At 62.8% G+C, this 15269-nt stretch carries 14 protein-coding genes and 1 pseudogene; 6 read left to right on the top strand and 9 right to left on the bottom strand.

The annotated features are described in order from the left end of the window. Positions 1 to 184: 184 nt before the first annotated feature. From AB0O52_RS09785 to AB0O52_RS09770, 4 genes are read left to right on the top strand one after another with little or no spacing between them, the layout of a single operon-like run. Positions 185 to 1282 carry an extracellular solute-binding protein gene (locus AB0O52_RS09785; RefSeq protein ID WP_364536814.1) on the top strand — a complete coding sequence of 366 codons (1098 nt, stop codon included), beginning with the start codon at positions 185 to 187 and terminating at the stop codon, positions 1280 to 1282. A gap of 1 nt (position 1283) precedes the next feature. Further along, the gene (locus tag AB0O52_RS09780) at positions 1284 to 2171 is read left to right on the top strand and encodes an ABC transporter permease (RefSeq protein ID WP_364536811.1); all 888 of its coding nucleotides are present in this window, start codon (positions 1284 to 1286) and stop codon (positions 2169 to 2171) included. Then, positions 2158 to 2985, top strand: coding sequence for an ABC transporter permease (locus AB0O52_RS09775; RefSeq protein ID WP_364536808.1), 828 nt, complete (start codon positions 2158 to 2160; stop codon positions 2983 to 2985). Before AB0O52_RS09780 ends, AB0O52_RS09775 begins: the two co-directional genes overlap by 14 nt. Before the next feature lie 8 nt (positions 2986 to 2993). Next, a complete protein-coding gene (locus AB0O52_RS09770; protein WP_364536805.1) occupies positions 2994 to 4112 on the top strand; it encodes an ABC transporter ATP-binding protein in 1119 nt (372 codons plus the stop codon). 129 nt (positions 4113 to 4241) lie between these two features. On the opposite strand, the gene AB0O52_RS09765 is transcribed toward AB0O52_RS09770, so the two are convergent. The 7 genes from AB0O52_RS09765 to AB0O52_RS09735 are packed head-to-tail and all read right to left on the bottom strand — an operon-like array spanning position 4242 to position 11506. After that, complete coding sequence (locus tag AB0O52_RS09765) at positions 4242 to 5381, bottom strand: Gfo/Idh/MocA family oxidoreductase (protein WP_364536802.1); 1140 nt, start codon at positions 5379 to 5381, stop codon at positions 4242 to 4244. Further along, complete coding sequence (locus AB0O52_RS09760; RefSeq protein ID WP_364536799.1) at positions 5366 to 6064, bottom strand: ThuA domain-containing protein; 699 nt, start codon at positions 6062 to 6064, stop codon at positions 5366 to 5368. Before AB0O52_RS09760 ends, AB0O52_RS09765 begins: the two co-directional genes overlap by 16 nt. A gap of 49 nt (positions 6065 to 6113) precedes the next feature. Continuing rightward, positions 6114 to 7118, bottom strand: coding sequence for a sugar phosphate isomerase/epimerase family protein (locus AB0O52_RS09755; RefSeq protein WP_364536796.1), 1005 nt, complete (start codon positions 7116 to 7118; stop codon positions 6114 to 6116). Between the two features lie 11 nt (positions 7119 to 7129). Next, entirely contained in the window at positions 7130 to 8323 is a 1194-nt protein-coding gene (locus tag AB0O52_RS09750; protein ID WP_364536793.1) for a Gfo/Idh/MocA family oxidoreductase, read from the bottom strand. 34 nt (positions 8324 to 8357) lie between these two features. Then, entirely contained in the window at positions 8358 to 9281 is a 924-nt protein-coding gene (locus AB0O52_RS09745) for a carbohydrate ABC transporter permease (protein ID WP_364536791.1), read from the bottom strand. After that, positions 9281 to 10183, bottom strand: coding sequence for a sugar ABC transporter permease (locus AB0O52_RS09740; RefSeq protein WP_364536788.1), 903 nt, complete (start codon positions 10181 to 10183; stop codon positions 9281 to 9283). The genes AB0O52_RS09745 and AB0O52_RS09740 overlap by 1 nt, the downstream gene beginning before the upstream one ends. A 3-nt stretch (positions 10184 to 10186) precedes the next feature. Next, positions 10187 to 11506 (bottom strand): extracellular solute-binding protein, encoded by a 1320-nt coding sequence (locus AB0O52_RS09735; protein WP_364536785.1) that lies wholly within the window; start codon positions 11504 to 11506, stop codon positions 10187 to 10189. A 288-nt stretch (positions 11507 to 11794) separates the two neighbouring features. Between AB0O52_RS09735 and AB0O52_RS09730 the strand changes: the two genes are divergently transcribed. Continuing rightward, entirely contained in the window at positions 11795 to 12829 is a 1035-nt protein-coding gene (locus tag AB0O52_RS09730) for a substrate-binding domain-containing protein (protein ID WP_364536782.1), read from the top strand. Here AB0O52_RS09730 and AB0O52_RS09725 read toward each other — a convergent pair. After that, the gene (locus tag AB0O52_RS09725; protein ID WP_364536779.1) at positions 12810 to 13238 is read right to left on the bottom strand and encodes a hypothetical protein; all 429 of its coding nucleotides are present in this window, start codon (positions 13236 to 13238) and stop codon (positions 12810 to 12812) included. The two genes, AB0O52_RS09730 and AB0O52_RS09725, sit on opposite strands and share 20 nt — an antisense overlap. 31 nt (positions 13239 to 13269) lie before the next feature. Further along, positions 13270 to 13827 (bottom strand): hypothetical protein, encoded by a 558-nt coding sequence (locus AB0O52_RS09720; protein ID WP_364536776.1) that lies wholly within the window; start codon positions 13825 to 13827, stop codon positions 13270 to 13272. Positions 13828 to 14491: 664 nt separating this feature from the next. On the opposite strand from AB0O52_RS09720, the pseudogene AB0O52_RS09715 reads away from it, so the two are divergent. Next, positions 14492 to 14982 (top strand): annotated as a pseudogene (locus AB0O52_RS09715) (recombinase family protein). The last annotated feature ends 287 nt before the right edge of the window (positions 14983 to 15269 follow it).

Here is a 15269-nt window from a genome sequence, read left to right as displayed (position 1 = left end):
GAGTTGCGGGACCGAAGCGCCGCGGATCTGCGGACTTGAGATACACGATGAGTGGACAGGCTGTGGGCGTGAACCGCCGCAGCCGATTCTCTTGAAGCTCCTTCACCACGCTCACCACACCCCAAGCCTTGGCATGCCTTTTTTCGGCGTGCCGTGGGGCGGGTCCTCATGAGAGGCAGTTTCCTTGACCGATTTTCGTTCCACGCCCTTTGACCGCAGGCAGATCCTCAAAGCGGCAGCGCTGACCCCATTAGCGGGCCTTGCCCTGTCCGGCTGCGGTGCAACGAAGGCGGCTGACAACGCACCGGCCAATAAGACCGTGACAGTGACGTCCTACGGCGGGTCTTACAACGACCAACTGACGCAGACCATCCTTGACCCGTTCTCCAAACAGTCGGGAATCCAGACCACCCTGTTGGCCAACACGAGCCTGGCCGCGCTTAAGGCGCAGGTCCAGTCCGGGGACGTGCAATGGGACCTCGTCGAAATCACGGCGCCGGAATACGAGACCGCCGTTGCCGAGGGGCTGCTGGAGAAGTTCGACTACGACATCATCAGCGACAAGGGCCTGCCCAGCTACGCCAAGGCTGAATATGGCATCAAATACCTGAGTTTCCTGTTTGTCATGGCGTGGGACCAGAAGGTCATCACCGATGCCCAGGCACCCAAGGACTGGGCCCAGTTCTTTGATCAAGACAAGTACAACACCAAACGATCGGTCTACAACCAGCTCTCTGACAGCTCCGTCCTCGAAGCAGCCCTCTTGGCGGACGGGGTTCCGTTTGACAAGATCTACCCGCTTGACGTCGACCGTGCCCTCCGCGTCCTGGGCCACCATCCGGGCAAGGACCGCTTGCTTTACCACTCGGCCAACCAGGAGCCCATCCAGCAGCTCACCTCAGGCGAGGTCTCGCTCTCCACGAGCTTCAATAACCGAATCAACGCAGCTCGCACTGACGGGGCGAAATTGAATTTCTCCGCTGAAAACGGGGTTCTCGCCGGAGACTACTTCGTGGTTCCCAAGGGCGCGAAGAACAAGGAAGCAGCCTTCAAGCTGATGAACTTCATGTCCAACGACGCCGACGCCGGCGCCGCCTTCGACAAGGTCACCAACCTGACGCTAGCCAACACGCCGGCCTTGTCCAAGCTGCCCAAGGAAGTCGCGGACACCCTTCCCACGAGCCCGCGACTGGCTGACAAGATCCTGCTCCGCGACGACAAATGGTGGTCGCAGAACCTGAAGGCGACCGAACAGAAGTTCAAGCTGTGGACGGCCAGCTGACATGAGCGCTGCAACCCTGCAACGGGCCCGACCGGAACGCCGCGGCACTCCGGTGCCGGGCGCAAGGAGGCAGCAGCGGAGGAGAAGCAGTTGGTGGCTGCTGCTGGCACCAGTGCTTGTCTTCGACCTGCTCCTGTTCCTGACACCACTGGGCAAGCTGGTGCAATCAAGCTTTGCCGACAACGCCTACGTGCGTGTGCTGGATGATCCCCTTGTGGTGCGCTCGTTGGTCAACACGATGACCATCAGCCTGGCCAGCACTGCCGTGACGGTAGTGCTGGGCTACGTCATAGCCCTCGTGCTTTGGCGTGCGGGGAACGTCACCAGGGTGATCCTGTTCGCCGTCGTGCTGCTTCCATTCTGGACCGGAATTCTGGTGAAGAACTTCGCATGGGCGGTCTTGCTGCAGGACAACGGCCTGGTGAACGCGTTCCTCCAGGGGATCGGGCTGACACATGCGCCGATTGAGCTGCTGCACAACCGCTTCGCAGTCATTGTGGGTATGGTCCACGTTCTCCTGCCCTACGCGGTCTTCCCGATCTTCTCGTCACTGACGTCCATTGACGACAGGCTCGGACTGGCAGCCCGGTCCCTCGGCGCAAGGGAGGGCTCTGTCTTCCGACGCATAACGCTGCCGCTGAGCATGCCGGGCATATCCGCTGCGGGTTTGCTCGTCTTCATCATCAGCACTGGATTCTTCATCACCCCGGTGGTCATGGGAGGCCCCGGCGACATGATGATCGCCAACCAGATCGACTACTACGCCCGCCAATTGACGGACTTTTCCGGAGCCGCCGCCTTGGCCGTGATCCTCACGGTCATGGTCAGCATCCTCGTGGCCATTTACCAACGAGTACTGAAGGCTGGAGGCCAACATGAAGCCAACTAATCCACAGCACCGCCTTCTGGCGCTCCTCTCCATCCCGGTCTTCCTCTTCCTCGTCATCCCGACGGCGATTGTGGTTCCGGTGGCTCTGAACGACAGCCGCTACATCACGTTTCCGCCCGAAGGGGTTTCATTCGCTGCGGTGGCCGGGTTCTTCGCGGACCGGGCCTGGACCTCAGCATTGACGGCCAGCCTCCAGGCGGCGGCGATCGCCGTCGTGATCAGCGTTCTGTTGGGCGCTACTGCGGCGATCGGCCTGCACGGTCGAAAGTTTCCGGGAAAGCCTGCCGTAGTGGGCCTGATCCTGGCTCCGATGATCGTGCCCACGGTCGTGCTGGCGTTGGCGTTCTACCAGTTTTTCATCTCGATAGGCATCGTGGGCAGCATCGTGCCTATCGGGCTGGCGCACGCGGCGATCGCCACTCCCTATGTGTACCTGACCACCCAGGCAAGTCTTGCCGGGCTCAATCCGGCGCTAGTGCGTTCAGCGGAGAGTCTCGGGGCCGGAGCGCTCTCCGTCTTCCGCCACGTGTATCTGCCCATCATCTTGCCGGGCCTCATCTCCGGGGCACTCTTCGCCTTCTCGGTCTCCATTGACGAAACGGTGATGTCCTTGTTCCTGCAGTCCCCGGGAGCCACAACGTTGCCGGTCAAGATGTTCACGGACATTCAGTTCAACCTGACCCCGAAGATCGCTGTCTCGTCCGCCCTGCTGGTCAGCGTGGCCACCATCGGGCTTCTGCTCCAGGTCATGTTTGTCCTCAAGCGCCGATCCTCAGCCCGGATGCTGCCCCTAGCTGTGTCCGCACAAACGTAAGGAAGCCGATGACCACATCAACAATCTCCGCGGGTTCGATTCCGCGGTCCGGGAATCTCGCTCAAGGCGCCATCGAGCTTCGCCAGGTCAGCAAAAGCTACGGCGATGTGACTGCCGTGGACCAGCTCGACCTGACAGTCGAGCCCGGTGAGTTCGTAACCCTGCTCGGCCCCAGCGGATCCGGTAAGACGACCACCATGATGATGGTGGCAGGATTTGAGGACCACACCGCCGGTTCGGTCCTCATTGACGGCAAGCCGGTGGACACCCTGCCGCCCCGCGACCGGAATCTCGGGGTTGTGTTCCAGAACTACGCGCTGTTCCCTCACATGAGCGCCCTCGAAAACGTCGAATTTGCCCTCCGCATGCGGAAGGTACCAAAGGCTGAGCGACGCCAGCGGGCAGCGGACGCCCTCGAGCGTGTAGGCCTCGGGAGAATGGGAGATCGAAAGCCCCGGCAGCTCTCCGGCGGGCAGCAGCAGCGTGTGGCGCTGGCCCGGGCACTGGTATTCAACCCCGCTGCCCTCTTGCTGGACGAGCCGATGGCGGCCTTGGACAAGCGCCTACGTGAGCAGATGCAGGAAGAGATCAAGACCTTGCAGAAGAGCTTGGGAATCTCCGTGCTTTTCGTGACCCACGACCAGGATGAAGCCATGGCCATGTCGGACCGGATCGTGGTGATGCGGGACGGGAAGATTGTCCAGTCCGGACCACCGGAGGACGTGTATAACCACCCGCTTACGGACTGGGTAGCTAGCTTCCTCGGAGACACCAATCTCATTCCCTGCACCATCATCGAGCGCGACGGCGAGCAGGCCGTGGTGGATATGGAAGGACTGGGCCGTGCACGCGTGCGGGATCGCGGCGCCACCGGCGAAAGCTATGCCGTGTCCATCCGCCCGGAGCACCTCAAATTCAGCACCGAGCCTGCCGCCGGCAACGGTTACCCTGCCACTGTTGTGTCCTCGACCAACTTGGGCGCCACTGTCCGCCACCGCCTCCGGGCAGGCGGGCATGACCTGCAACTGCGTGAGCTGAGTTCTGATGGCGCCGGCCGCCTGCCGGAAGAGGAAGTGCGCGTCGGTTGGGACGCTGACAGAGCGCAGCTATTGGTTCTGGAGTCCTGACCCGGGCTCCCGTGCGGCGACGGCGGGCGCATACGTCGCCGCACGGCACGGTCCAAATGGCCTTGAACCGCGGATTCGGGCCCGTAGGGGCGCCGGGGCAACCTCAGTCCGGAGAATATTGGGCCAGGCCTACGAGCTGATTCCCTGAACCTCCGCGAGCGGGGCAGCCAAGGCTGTCAGCTCCACAAGTTCCGGCCGTGCAACCGTGCTTTCGATCGGCACCGCTGAGCCGCTGTGGGCAGATGCCAGCACGGATTCCATGACCTCAAGCGCGTGGAACGCCAGTTGGCCGCCAGCACGTGGTTCGGCCCCGGCCGGGGTGGCAGCAAGGTCGGCGATGCCGAAGCCCCGGCCTGAATCGATGTAGCCGGCCGAGACCGGAAGCGTCTGCCAGGATTCGCCCCCGAGCGTGAAAAGCTCAACGTCGCCGTCGAAGTGGTTCGGGTCAGGAACCACCAGGGACCCTGCCGTACCGTGGATCTCGATGTTGGACGACTTCGTTTTCACCGCGTCAAAGCTCATCACAAGCGTGGACAGGGCGCCGGAGGCGTGGACCAGGACCCCCGTCACGTGCGAATCGATGGTCACCGGAATCACCTCGCCCTCGCGCGGGCCCGAACCGATGGTTCGCGAGTCCCGTGTGTGGCTTGCGGCTCCGATGACCGAGACCACCGGACCCAGCAGCGTGACCAGGGCGCTGACGTAATAGGGACCCATGTCCAACAGGGGTCCGCCGCCCGGTTGGTAGTAGAAATCAGGATTGGGATGCCAGCGCTCGTGTCCGGGCGTCACCATGGTTGCCGTGGCCGAGATCGGCGAGCCGATCAGGCCGTCGTCGATCGCTTTGCGGGCGGTCTGGATCCCGGTGCCGAGCACCGTATCCGGCGCGCAGCCGACCACGACGCCGGCCTCCCGCGCCGCGTCGAGCACTTGCCGTGCCTCCGCGGTGGTCGCAGCGAGCGGCTTTTCCCCATACACGCCCTTGCCGGCGGCGATCGCCTTCAACGCGATCGGCGCATGCGCGGCCGGGATGGTGAGGTTCAGGACGAGCTCGACATCGTCCGCCGCCAGGAGCTCGTCGACGGTAACCGCGCGGACGCCCTCGTAAGAATCCGCGACTGCTTGCGCGCGTGCGGGGTCGAGGTCGGCGACGGCTACCAAGTCAATAGCGTCCAGCCTCCGGAAGTTTGCAAGGTACTGGGCGATGATGGCGCCGCAGCCGATGATTCCTACCCTTATTTGCTTTCCTGCGTCTAGCGGGTTGCCCACAGCATGCCCCTTTCGATGATCGTGCGGACGTTGCTGTCCTGGAGGATTTCCACTCGGTGTCCGGGGGTGCACACGAAGATCCGCCCCTTCCCCCACTGTCTTGTCCAGATGGCGGGGGACGTGACCTCCCGGTTCCACTGGTCCCAGTCCCTGACCTTCTGGGTTGTGGTGGCGAGAACGTCGATGTAGTCGTCCGAAAGCACCCAGTACTGCTCGGTGACCAGTTCGAAGTCGCTTAGCCCTTGCGTGATGGGATGGCTCGCGGCAGCCGGGAGCATGTTCACCGTGTACGGCACATAATTGTCCGACTGCTCGCCGATGCATTCGTCCGGGTGCTTGCCGGGATGGCAGGCGAACTGGCCGCCGATCATATGCAGGTAGTCCGAGTTGTTCCGGTAGGAATCAGCGATGCCGCCGTGCCATCCGGCAAGCCCGGTGCCGTTTTCGACGGCGGTGCGGAGCCCCTCGAATTCGTCCTTCTCAATGGTGGACATCGTCACGCATTGCACGATCAAGTCCACCCCGGAGATATATGCCGAATCGGCATATATCTTGGGCGATTCCTCTACCTGGACGTCAAAGCCGTTGTCCTTGAGGAACGGGATAAAGAGTTCTGTGGCCTCGAATGGCTGATGGCCATCCCAGCCGCCACGGACCACCAGGGCGGTCTTCTTGTCAGTCATGGTTTCCTTTGCATAGAAATACGGCCGGACAGCCGAAAATCGGAGGTAGTCAGCGGCTTGAGAAGGCCGCGTCGAAAGCGGCGACCGGCGGGGCGATGGCGGCGAGTTCCCGGACCATGGCCAAGGATTGCGGTGCTCCCACGAGTCGGTCCATGCCCGCGTCTTCCCACTCGACGCTGGTTGGCCCGTCGTAACCGATGGCGTTGAGGGTCCGGAAGATCGGCTCCCACTTCACGTCCCCATGGCCTGCGGTGACGAAGTCCCAGCCCCGGCGCGGATCCGCCCATGGCAAGTGCGATCCGAGCCGGCCATTGCGGCCATTGAGCTGGCGGATGGATTCCTTGACGTGCATATGGAAGATCTTCGACGCGAAATCCTGCAGGAACATCACCGGATCCAGGTCCTGCCAGATGAAGTGGGACGGATCGAAGTTCAGCCCGAAGCTCTCCCTGTGGCCCACTGCTTCCAGGGCACGTTTCGCGGTCCAGTAGTCGTAGGCGATCTCGGAGGGGTGGACTTCCAAGGCGAAGCGGACTCCCACCTCGTCGAACACGTCGAGGATCGGGTTCCAGCGGTCCGCGAAATCCTGGTAGCCACGCTCGATCATCGATTCCGAGGCGGGCGGGAACATGGCCACGGCCTTCCAGATGGAGGAGCCCGTGAATCCCGTGACGGTCGTGACGCCAAGGCGTGCCGCGGCCCGTGCCGTCACCTTCATGGCCTCCGCCGCGCGGTGACGCACCCCTTCGGGATCGCCGTTGCCCCAGACTTCATCGGACAGGATGTCGCGGTGGCGCTCATCGATGGGGTCGTCGCAAACCGCTTGCCCAGTAAGGTGGTTGGCGATCGCGAAGACCTTAAGGCCGTTCTTTTCGAGGATGTCGAGGCGTTCCTGGACGTAGCCGTCGTCGACGGAAGCACGGTAGGGGTCCAGGTGGTCGCCCCAGCAGGCGATTTCCAGCCCGTCGAAGCCCCACTCGCCCGCGAGCCGGGCGACCTCTTCGAAGGGAAGATCGGCCCATTGGCCGGTGAACAGTGTGATGGGTCTTTTCATCGGGGTCCCTCCTAGACTTTCTGCCAGCGGCTGGACTCTGCGGCGCTGGCTTCCACGGCGGCCAGCACCTTTTGCACTTGCAAGGCGTCAGCGAACGACGGCGAGGGCTGCTCGCCTGCGCCGATCGCGGTCACGAGGTCCACCACTTGGTGCGTGAAGCCGTGTTCGTATCCGAGGCCATGCCCGGTGGGCCACCAATGGCCGACGTAGGGGTGCTCGGGTTCGGTGACAAAGATCCGGCGGAACCCGGCGTCGGGCGATTCGGCGGCGTCGTAGAAGGACAGGACGTTCATTTCTTCGAAGTCGAACGCGAGGGATGCCTTCGTCCCGTTGACTTCCAGTCGCATGGCATTCTTCCGTCCCAGCGCGAAACGCGTGGCCTCGAAGACCCCGACGGCGCCCGCTGAAGTAGCGCCGCCGTCGAACCTTGCTGTGAAAATGGCGGCGTCATCGACAGTGACGGTGCCACGCGGCGCATCCGCGCGGACGTCGCCGTGTCCGCCGAGGCCCACGAGGTCACCGGCCAACGGCCGCTCGTGGACGAAAGTTTCCAGGAGCGCGGAAACGCCTGTGATCTTTTGCCCGGTGACCCACTGCGCTGCGTCGATGCTGTGTGCCCCGATGTCGCCCAAGGAGCCGGACCCGGACTTGGACTTGTCCAGTCGCCACGTCATGGGGGCGTTTTCGTCGCTGAGCCAATCCTGTAGGTACTGCGCCCGCACGTGCCGGATGTTTCCCAGGCGGCCCTCTTCGACCATCCGCTTGGCGAGGGCCAACGCGGGAGTGCGGCGGTAGCTGAACCCGCACATGGACAACACGCCACGAAGAGCTGCGGCCTGGGCGGCTTCGGTCATGCGCTCTGCCTCCGCCACCGAATTGGCCAAGGGCTTCTCGCACAGCACGTGCTTTCCGGCGTCGAGGGCCGCTATCGCGATCTCGGCGTGCGTGTTGCCCGGGGTGCAGATGTCGATGAGGTCGATGTCGTCCCGTTCGAGCAGCCGGCGCCAATCGGTCTCCACCGATCCCCAGCCGAGCTTGCCCGCGGCGGCCCGGACGCCGTCGTCGTTCCGGCCGCACAGCGCGGTGAGCTGGGGGTCCAGCGGGAGATCGAAGAACCGCGGCGCTGTCCGCCAGGCGTGGGAGTGGGCGGCACCCATGAAGGCGTAGCCGACCATGCCGACGCGCAAGGGCTTTGCGGTGGTCATTGTGTTCCTTTCGCGTATTTCAATCGGGCGTTGGCTATTTGCTGAATCCGGCGGTCAGTCCGCTGAGCAGCTGGCGGCGGGCCACCACATAGATGACCAGCAGCGGCAAGGTGGCGAGCACCACGGAAGCGAGCACGGCGGGGATGTTGACGCTGAATTCGCCCTGGAAGGTCCACAAGGACAGCGGAAGCACGCGGGTTGACGGGCTCTGGGTCAGGATCAGCGGGAAGAGGAAGCCGTTCCAGACGCCCAGCGCGTTGTAGATGCCTACGGTCACGACGGCGGGACGCGTCATGGGCAGCGCGAGGCGCCACATCATGGCCCAGTCCGAGCAGCCGTCGAGCCGCATGGACTCGAACAACTCGTTGGGAACATCCCGCATGAAGTTGCTCAGGATGAGGACGGAAATGGGAATGGCGAACGCGATGGAGGGGAGGATCAACGCCAACAAAGTGTCATAGAGATGGGCCTTGGTGATCATCCAATAGATCGGGATGATCGTGGCGTGCAAGGGAATCGCCAGGCCAAGGAGGAACGTGTTGTTCGTCCACGTCAGGAAGCGGCCCTTGCCCCGGACGATGGCGTAGGCGGCCATGAACGAGACCAAGAGTGCCGGCACGACGCTGCCCACAGTGACGATCAGGCTGTTGGCGAAGTACATCGCGAAGTCGTTGTCCAGGACCAGCTTGTAGTTGTCCAACGTCGGTTCGGTGGGCGGCATCATCGGGTTCGAGGTGAAGAACCCGGCTTGGTTCTTCAAGCTGGTCACCACTACGTAGTAAATGGGAACGATGATGATCGCCAGCCAAAGCCAGCCGCCCAGGCCACCCAGGTAGTTGGGACGGAGCCGGCCGGGGCCCTTGCCCCGTTTTACTCGGGGGCCCTGCTTGTGGCCTTCCTTGTTGCTTGGCGCGGTGTGTCTTGCCGGCGGTGCGGGGATCTGGGTTGTGGAAGCCATCAGGCACCTTCCAATTGGCTTGCGTTGCGGTTCTTGCCACCGAGTCTTTGCAGGAGGAGGGCCAAGGCAAGGCCGATCACCACGAGGATGACGCCCAGGGCGCTCGCCGCTCCCATGTCGTTGGCCTTGAAGCCGGTCAGGTACATGTGCAGGGGCAGCAGCCTCGTGGAGTAACCGGGGCCACCACCGGTGAGGACGAAGACGAGGTCGAAGTAAGCCAGTGAGCCCACCACCATGAGGGTGGAAGAGGTGATGATGGTGTACTTCAACTGGGGCAAGGTGATGGCGAAGAACTGCTGGACGCGCCCGGCGCCGTCGATTTGGGCCGCTTCGTACAGTGACGCCGGGATCTGGCGTACGCCGCCTTGGTAGATGAGCGTGTGGAACGGGACAAACTGCCAGGCGATGACGAAGACGACGACGAACAGCACGAGATCCGAGTTGCCGAGCCAGTCCTGGGCCAGGAACGGAAGGCCCAGGCCTGGGCCAAGGCCGAAGTTCGGGTCCAAGAGGGCCTTGTAGGCGATGGCGACGGCCGCGGAGGACAGCAGCAGCGGCACGAAGTAGAGGACGGCGAGGGCAGCGCGGTATTTCTGCGATGCGGACGTGAAGACCCCGAGGAGCAAGCTGATGGGAGCCTGGACGATGAACGAGAAGAACATGATCTTGGCGGTGACCCACAGCGCATTGCCGGCGACGGGATCAGTCAGGACCGTGGTCCAGCTCGACAAGCCGTCCAGCTTGATTTCGCCCAGCCCGTCCCATTTGGTGAAGCTGAGGAAGAGCACGCCGAAGAGCGGGATGATGGCGAAAATGAGGAAGAAGACGAGGGCTGGTGCGGCCAGCCACCCCGACGGGCCCTTTTCAAGGACCCGCCGGGAAGAACCGGTTGAGGTAGACACTGGTTACTTTCCGATCGTTGCGTTCATGGTTGAGACGAACTGATCGGGGCTGATCTTCTTCAGGAAGATCTGGTCCAGGTTCGCCAACATGGCGTCCCCCTGGGCGGGGCTGAGGGCCTGGTCCCAAGAGAGAGTGAAGCTGGGGGCGTTCTTGGCCATTCCATACACATAGCTCAGAAAGTCCTTGTCCGGCGATGCGGCCAGCTTGCTTTCGATGCCCGTGGTCACGGGAACAGCGCCGGAGTCGATGAGGGCTTGGGTGTCAGCGTCGGTGAACATCCCGCTCTTGACGTAGTCGAGTGCTGCCTTCTTCTGGCTGTCAGTGGCCTTGGAAGAGATCGACCAGAAGTTGGAAGGGTTGCCCACGACGTTGGCCGGATCGCCCTTGCCGCCGGAAACAGCGGGGAAGGTGACGTAGCCCAGCTTGCCGTTCTTGACGAAGTCCGCGGCGTCCTTCTTCATGCTCTGGTAGATCCAGCCGCCCTGCAGGATCATGGCGGCCTTGCCGGTGTAGAGGAGGGCCTGGTCCGCGTTGCTGTCGGCGGCGATGGAGGAGAAGCCGTTGACGAATCCGCCGGCGTCCACCAGTTCCTGGATTTTGCTCAGGGCTTCCTTGACGGCGGGATCGGACCAGGCGCCGGGCTTGTTGGCGGCGATGTTCGCGAAGACGTCGGGTCCGCCGATGCGCTCCACCAAGTACTCGAGCCACATCAAGTCAGGCCATTTGGACTGGCCGCCCAGGGAAAAGGGAGCGATGCCTGCTGCCTTGAACTTCGGCACCAGGGCCATCAGTTCATCCCAGGTCTTGGGTGCCTGCGCGCCGATCTTATCGAAGACTTCCTTGTTGTAGTACAGAACGACGGGCTGCACGTTGTTGTTGGGCAGGGCATACGTCTTGCCGTCGATCACGCCGTTCTTGAGCACGGACGGCAGGTAGCGGTTCTTGACATCGGGGTTTGACGCTACGAAGTCCGACAGATCGGCCACTTGGCCGGCGTCGACATAGGACTTCAGGACGCCGCCGCCCCAACCGTAAATGAAGGTGGGCCCCTGGCCGGCGCCGACGGCGGTGCGCACCTTGGTCTTGTACGCGTCGTTCGCGAAGAAGTCGAGCTTGACGGCCTCGTCCGGGTGAGCCTTGTTCCATGCATCGATGGACTTCTGGAGTACGGGCTGGTTACCGCCCGTAAGGCCCCACATGGTGGCCGAATCCGCGTTTCCTGCCGAACTTGCCGGTCCGCTTGATCCGCAAGCTGCGAGGGAGATCGATACGGCCGCAGCAGTGACGGCTATCGTCGCTGAACGCAACGTGAGTTTTACCATTTGCAATTCCATTCGTCCTCCGGGCTCGACGCTGATTGCCCGGCTATTGGTTTCGGGAGTCCGGCCTTCGGGGAGCGAGGCTGCACTGCCGCTGAATATGCTTGATCCGAATCATCGAAATATTTCGAGAACATTTTCGGTCCGTTAGGCAAATTTAGCTGTGGCGTTGGTCACCGTCAAGGCAATTCTTATAAGAAAGTTCAACACTCTTATGAAATAGAGATTGACTCTGCTCGCCGTGCCGGTCAAACTTGTCTCGACGAAATATTTCGAAAGAGTTGAGGTTGCATGGCCAGCAATGAAGGTACCGCCAAGGTGACATTGGCTGCCATCGCCCGGGAGGCGGGCGTCTCGATGCCGACGGTATCGAAGGTCGTCAATGGGCGCGAGGACGTTGCCGCCGGCACGCGTGCCAAGGTTCTGACCGCGCTCGAGCGGACGGGATATAAGTCACCGCTTCAGCGAAAAAACGTCGCCGCCCGCCGGCCCGTGGTGGAGGTCGTGCTCGACACCTTGAACTCGGCGTATGGAGTGGAAGTGCTCAATGGCGTACTGGAACACGCGGCCGCGTCCGACGTCGAAGTCCTGCTCAACATCACCAGCCAGCAATCGGCGTCGACGCTAAGCCCCGAGCAGAGGGCGCAGCGGATTGTCGACGAAGGCCGGAGCGGCATGATCGTGGTGACCTCGGCGTTCAGTTCGGCCCAGCTGGATCCATTTCGACGGCGGCAGATACCTATCGTTGTCATCGACCCGCTGAACCCGCCACCGGGTGACGTGGTCAGCGTCGGCGCCAGCAACTGGGCCGGCGGCAAGGCTGCCACGGCCCACTTGCTGGATCTAGGACACCGCAGGATCGCCTACCTGGGTGGGCCGGAAGCCGCCGAGTGCAACCAGGCCCGGCTGCACGGTTACATGGCCGCATTGATGGCGAAAGGGGTGGCTGTCGAGGAGCGTTACATCCTGTCGGGACCCTTCCGCTCCGAGAACGGTGTGGCGGGAATGAAAACCCTGCTTCAACTCGAAGAGCGTCCAACGGCCATCTTTGCCGCAAGCGACAGTATTGCCTTGGGCGTGCTCGCCGAGGCGCGCCGTCAAAAGATCCGCATCCCCGAGGACATCAGCGTGGTGGGATTCGACGGAACCTACCAAGCGGAGGAATCGGTCCCTCCGCTGACCTCCGTGTCCCAGCCGCTGCAGGAAATGGGCCGCGCCGCCCTGCGATTCGTGCTCCGCCAAATGCGCGGTGACGCAGTGGACTCTCGACGGGTGGAGCTTGCCACGCACCTTGTGGTCCGCGAATCTACGGCGCCACCGGCGTAGGGAGCTCCCGCCCGACGCTGGAGAGAGTTCGCCCCCGAGGGTGTCCCGCCGCTGGATTATGGGTCTCGAGATTGTCGTAGACCGCAGGCTGGAACCGGATGGATCCCGCGCCGGGCGTTGCAATGCCTTGGTTCCAGATGCCGCTGAGCGAACCTGGACGGGAGTCCGGGTAGCGGACAAAAGCCCTGAACTGGCCGTGTGCGTCGAGGCGCTTCTTGGTCTTACGTACCTTTCTTACGTGGAACAATGCGAAAAGCCAGTAGACCAAGGTGTTCGTAAAAGTTCTGAACATGACGGTTGCAGGGTCGCTTGCATCAAAGGCCAGCCAAACAGAGGCTGCCAAGACGAAGACCAGAACGTAACCGAACGCGAAGGTCAGATACGGGTGCCCCCGGACCCACTTCTTCATGACGACCTTCCCAAGCGGAGGCGACTGGCACTCATCCGACCTGAGCCTGGTCCAAGGCCCTTTTTAGCCCGTCTATGTCGCCTACGTCGTAGAAGGCGACCGCCTGTCCCATGCCGAGGCTGAAAAAATCGAGCCCCGTATTCTGGTACATGCCCAAAAGGCCCATAAGGCCTTGATATCCGAACGTCACGCTTACATGCCGCCCATCCCTGGCCCGGTCCACCTTTGTGGGCATCCCGATGACTGGGGAATCGGATACTGACCTGTCCCCCGTGCAGACGATGGCTCGCGAATTGGTCAGGCCGTAGATCGTTGCTCTCTTCCGCCGCTTTTTGAAGATGAAACGACCGAAAATGAAGTAGAGGCCCACCAGAACAAAGGGAATGCCCCAGATGACAAACAGGGGCTGCCTGACTGTCGTAATAGCCGCAGCCTCCCAAAAGACCGCAAACCCTCCCCAGAGGACACTGAACGGCACAAGGAAGGCGTCAGCCGGAGTGAAGCGAACCCGCGGATCGGGTTGTCCCACCCACAACAACTGCTCACCTTGGCGGAGGAGGGGAAGGAGGCGGCTTCGTGGGTCGTTCATGCCGGAAGTCTTGCACAGCCCGCTCCCTACTGGAATGGGCGGCACTACCGAAACCTCGAGACCGAGATTCGCATGCATATCGGCGCCCGCAAGCCGATCCTTCACCGGGCACTGTGGCCGGCGGGGTTAATGCTGCGGGCTGCATCGGGCCCTGCTTTGATCCTTTACGCTTCTACCCATGGGGACTGAAACCGTGGGCGGCGTGGATGCGGGCATGGCCGGCGATCCTGAGATTTTGCCGCTGACGAAGGACCTGTGCCTTCTTTCCGATGGCCGTCCGTCCGGGAACGGGACAGCCTGGGTTGAATCGGGGCTGCGTCGTCGGTTCTTAAGACGCCTTTGGGTGGCCGGCGCGCTGGTGGCTGCCGCGGTCTTGCTTTGGGGAGCGGGTTTCTGGGTCATGACAAGGCCGTTTCATGAGGACTGGCCGCGGACCGGGGCAACTGTGGTCCGCACCCATGAGTTCAACGCAAAGGGGAAGCACTGCGAGGTCTACCTGAGTGTCGGCTCGGCGCCCGAGCCGCGCACCGTCATGTTCTCCGGTTACGCACCCTGCAGCCAACTCCCATCTCTCGGGGCAACTGTCACGGTCAGCACGGACCACTGGGACCCGAGTGCGGTCCGCATCATCGGCTATGACGATCCATTGTGGGGCGACATCGGCATGCCCGCTACTCTGCTAGTCCAGCCCATCCTCTGGGCTTGCGTGTACCTCCTGTTGCAGCTCGATGCACTTGTCGATGCCCGGGGTTCAGAAACGCGACCTGTTCGCGGACGTCACTTCCGGGAGCAAGGCCGCTATTGAGCGGCCCGGGATGAAGAAGCTCCTCGCGTATGTGGAGCCGGGTGACACCGTCGTCGTGTGGCGCGTGGGCCGGCTCGGCCGATCCTTGATCGATGTGTTGAACACGGTGAACCTTCTGCGGGAGCGCGGCGTGAATTTGAGGTCCATTTCGGACGGGATTGACCCCACAACAACGTCGGGCCGCCTGATGCTGAACATGCTCGGGACTTTGGCTGAGTATGAGCGGGGGTTGATCGTCGAACGGGTCAACGCGGGCATCGCCGCGGCGAGACAAGGCGGCCCGGCTCGTCGGCTGGAGCCGTGCGACGCCCTACCGCCACCGGCAGGCGGCCGAAGACCGCCGGTCATGAAGCATCGGCTGTCGGCCGAAGACCGTGCGGCACTGCTCCGGCAGCACCTCAATGACGGTGTTCCCCTCGCCAGGATCTCCGGTCAGGCCGGCATTCCCCTCCGCACGCTGCAACGGTGGCCGGCGGGATTCCGTGCCGGCGGATCGGTCGAGGCACTGGGCCGCCAGCCACGCTCGGACCGCGGGAGCCATTCGCTCCCGTCAGACATCATGGGCGCGATCGAAGGCCTCGCGCTCCGCCGGCCGGCGCCGACCAACGCGTTTACCACCGACGGATCGGCGCCGTCG

It is taken from the genome of Arthrobacter sp. NPDC080073 (assembly GCF_040686575.1).
GTDB lineage: Bacteria > Actinomycetota > Actinomycetes > Actinomycetales > Micrococcaceae > Arthrobacter.
Note: the sequence above shows the minus strand (reverse complement) of the source record. Positions and strands in the feature narration are given on the sequence as shown.